Annotated in this window: 1 protein-coding gene; it reads right to left on the reverse strand. The window is 68.4% G+C overall.

The window, feature by feature from the left end:
* The coding region (locus EII34_RS15790) for a glycosyltransferase (RefSeq protein WP_185711408.1) at positions 1-354 on the reverse strand (354 nt) is incomplete at both ends.

Genomic DNA, 354 nt, shown 5'->3' on the forward strand with positions numbered 1-354 from the left:
ACCCCACCGCCATCCCCTCAGCCGCCGCCAACCCGAACCCCTCCACCCTCGAGGTCGACAAGAACACATCATGCTGCCGCAACAACTCCGGCACATCCGCCCGCCTGCCGAGCAGTTCCACCCGATCAGCCACCCCCAACTCAGCGATCAGGGCCTCGATCTCGGCCCGGTCCGGCCCCTCCCCCACCACACTCAGGCTGGCACCCTCGATCCCGGCGATGGCCCGCACCGCGCGGTTGATGTCCTTGCGACGGTTCTCCAGGCTCGCCACGATGATGACCCGCCTCCCCCCGGACCGCTCCGCAACCGGCCCCGTCACCAGACCATCACTGATCCCATTCGAGATCACCGGCA

The organism is Arachnia propionica (genome assembly GCF_003859805.1).
In the GTDB taxonomy this organism is placed as follows: Bacteria; Actinomycetota; Actinomycetes; order Propionibacteriales; family Propionibacteriaceae; genus Arachnia; species Arachnia propionica_C.